This window comes from Nocardia sp. 852002-20019_SCH5090214 (genome assembly GCF_001665865.1).
GTDB lineage: Bacteria > Actinomycetota > Actinomycetes > Mycobacteriales > Mycobacteriaceae > Nocardia > Nocardia nova.
Genome location: NZ_LZMK01000411.1, coordinates 1 through 3113 on the forward strand (window position 1 = coordinate 1; position 3113 = coordinate 3113).

At 67.8% G+C, this 3113-nt stretch carries 4 protein-coding genes; all 4 read left to right on the forward strand.

Translation table 11 applies throughout. The annotated features are described in order from the left end of the window. A partial coding sequence (locus A5780_RS42335) for a hypothetical protein (protein ID WP_231983191.1) occupies nt 1-426 on the forward strand: 426 nt, incomplete at its 5' end. Continuing rightward, nucleotides 423-1190 (forward strand): DUF2786 domain-containing protein, encoded by a 768-nt coding sequence (locus tag A5780_RS34500; protein ID WP_369829569.1) that lies wholly within the window; start codon nt 423-425, stop codon nt 1188-1190. The genes A5780_RS42335 and A5780_RS34500, both read left to right, overlap by 4 nt. Continuing rightward, nucleotides 1187-1684: a TIGR04338 family metallohydrolase gene (locus A5780_RS34505; protein ID WP_064911152.1), complete on the forward strand. Its 498-nt coding sequence runs from the start codon at nt 1187-1189 to the stop codon at nt 1682-1684. The genes A5780_RS34500 and A5780_RS34505 overlap by 4 nt, the downstream gene beginning before the upstream one ends. A gap of 845 nt (nt 1685-2529) precedes the next feature. Beyond that, nucleotides 2530-3081 carry a DNA-processing protein DprA gene (locus A5780_RS34510; protein WP_064911153.1) on the forward strand — a complete coding sequence of 184 codons (552 nt, stop codon included), beginning with the start codon at nt 2530-2532 and terminating at the stop codon, nt 3079-3081. Nucleotides 3082-3113 lie beyond the last annotated feature (32 nt).

Here is a 3113-nt window from a genome sequence, read left to right on the forward strand (position 1 = left end):
CATACACCACTTCCTGCGAGAAGCCCTGACCTCTTCGGTTGCGGTCGTGAAGAACTCACGGCAGTTGCTACAGCCGGGCAGGCCGATCACTACAACCGGCATCCCAGCCGCCGCCCGTGCGGCGACCCGGAGTGCACCTGCCGCCTGTGGGCGCCACCGGATCCGGGGCCCGGTGAGGGCCGACGTGAAGGCCAGCCTGCCGAGGCGTGGTACGAGGCGTGGATCGCGATCGAGGACTACACCCTGATCCGAGCCCCCGGCGAACACAGCATGGCGATGTTCGGTGTCGAACTGCGCCCTGCCTCGCGGCTGCGCAAGCTCCGCAAGGTTCGCGACGCCGCCGCCAGCGACAGCGGTGGTCAGCCGCTGGACCTGCTGGCCGCGATCATCGCCACCCGCACCCTGTTCACCGGGGACGGTGAATGATGGCGGATGCGAACAGGTTGCTCACCCGTATCGGTGCGTTGATGCGCCAAGCCGAGGGCACCGACAATCCGCACGAGGCCGAGGCATTCCTCTCACGTGCCCAGCAGTTGGCCACTCAGCATTCCATCGACCTGGCTGTGGCACGCGCCGCTGCCGCCGACCGCGGCCGTGCCCGCCCGATGCCGGGGATGCGGCGAATCGAGATCGGCGCCAAAGGAACCAAAGGGCTGGCCACCTATGTGCAATTGTTCGTGGCCATCGCCCACGCCAACGACGTGCGCGTGGACGCGGCCCACAACTCGACCTGGGTGATCGCCTTCGGGCTCGGCGCCGACATCGACACCACCCAACTGCTCTACACCCCTCTGCTCGCCCAGATGGTGCGCGGCTCACGCGCATATCTGCACTCCGCAGCCCACCAACGCCACCCGGTCGCCGGTGTCACCGCACGCCTTGCCTACCAGCGCGCCTTCGCCGCCCGCGTCGGACAACGCCTGCGCGCCGACCGCAACCAGGCACGCGCCGACGCCCTCGCCACCGACTCACCGGCAGCACCGAGCACAGCGTTAGCGTTGCGAGACAAAGACGTCGAGCTGCGCGACTACTACACCGCACACTCAACCGCGAAAGGCACCTGGGCTGGCCACCGGCGAGCTATGGGACATGCACCGGCCGCCGCCGACGCCGGCGACCGCGACGGACAACGCGCCCGCCTGCACGACCTCGGCCAGATCGACGGCCTGCGTAAAGGTTTGCCGTCGTGACCGCACGGCCACGCGACAGGCAACGCCGCAGGGTCTACGACGCCGAGCGCCGGCTGCGCGCCCTTTTCGATCTCGCCGACCACACTCCCGGCCGCACCGTCGAACTGTTCGGCTCCCAGATCAGTGTGCCGATCGAAAGACGCATGGGCACAGTCGAATCCGTGAACGCATACCTCGACGCCGTGCTGGCGATGCCCTCTATTCGCACCCGGTACCCGCACGCCGCCGTACCACTGCGGGTGCGCGCGCGGCGCGGCAGCCGCTACGCACACTACGAGCCTGCCACCGCCACAATCGCAGTCCCGCTACGCGAGCGTGCCGTGCGGGAACTGCTGGTGCTGCACGAGTTGGCCCACCACCTGCAACCCCGCCCAGCTGGGCACGGCCCCGAGTTCTGCCGCGTCTTCTGCGATCTGCTCGACACCGTCGTCGGCGCCGAAGCCGGATGGCTGATGCGCACCATGCTCCACGACGCCGGAGCCCACCTCACCTAGCGCCGCGACCGCGACGCGAATATTTCCAGTCGCGGTCCGCTCACTCACCGCCGCGACGGGCGGCCGGTGTCTAGGATTCGCGATGGGATCGGGGGAATCGAGGGGATACACGGGTGGCTCGCACTATCCCCTTCCCTGATGCAACCCTTCGTCGTCGCGGTGCACTCACACACCGTTGCTCGGACGAAGGGGCGAGAACGGGCGTAGTTCCACTCCTCCGGACGCGCCCGTTCTTCTCATCTCGCCTGTGTCAACAGCGCCTTCTTCGACATTGCTGACTCCAGCCTCTATGCGGCGCTTACCCATACGTCTCTTCCCTCGCGAACACCGATGCACTGACCAGTGTCGAGCACAGCATCGAGCCGGTCCGGCTCCCACTCACGCTCGCTGGTCACAGAGCTACGTATAGCGCTCTAGAACGGCGCTGCTCGACTCCACCATCGACTCTTCCCTCAGGAGGATCACCGTGTCGGCTTCCGACGATGCCTTTGACGAACGCTTGACGCCGTTGGCCTCGCGGCGCCGTCTCGCATGGGCCGTCACCGCTCGTGCCGCGTTGACCAATTCCCTTGCGGTGTCGATCCTTCTGGCCGACACCGACGTCGAGGACGTCGCTGATCGGTTGTGCAGCGAACACGAGCTGTTCCAGATCCAATCAGATGTGGGCGAGCAGGCGGCAGCGGATCTTGATCGCGCCGCCGCGGCCGAGGCGATGCTTCTGACTCCCGACGATCCCGATTGGCCGACGGCCGCGGTCGCCGACCTCGAACGTGCGAACGTTCGTGCCCCGGTGGGGTTATGGGTGCGCGGGCCGCTGGCACTCACGGTTTCGGTTGATCGCACGCATGGCGGTCACGGGGTCGCGGGCTGCCTCCGACTACGGAATCCGTGTGGCCCACAAGATGGCGACCTACTTCGCCGACCGAGGCTGGCGTGTCCTCAGCGGCGCCGGGTACGGCATCGATACCGCCGCTCACGAGGCGGCACTGTCGGCGTCGGGGCCCACGATCGCGGTGGTGGCCGCAGGGATCGACCGCGCCTACCCGGCGGGCAACCTGGCGATGTTCGAGCGACTCGCCGACGAGGGACTGATCGTGTCGGAATATCCGCCCGGCTCAGCACCGACGCCCTCCCGCTTCTCCGAACGCAATCGGCTCATCGCCGCCCTCTCGGCCGGTCTGCTGATCTGTGAGGCGGCAGCGCGCTCAAGCAGCCTCGACACCGCGTCGTGGGCACGGCAACTGCATCGGCGCATCGCGGCAGTCCCAGGACCGATCTACTCAGCGACCTCCGCCGGATGCCACCAGCTGCTGCGTGAACACACCGCGCACCTGGCGACCAGCGGACGCGACGCACTCGACATCGTCACCGACCTCGGCGCGGGACCAGCGTCGTGACCCGCACCATCAGCTCCGACCTGTTGGACGGT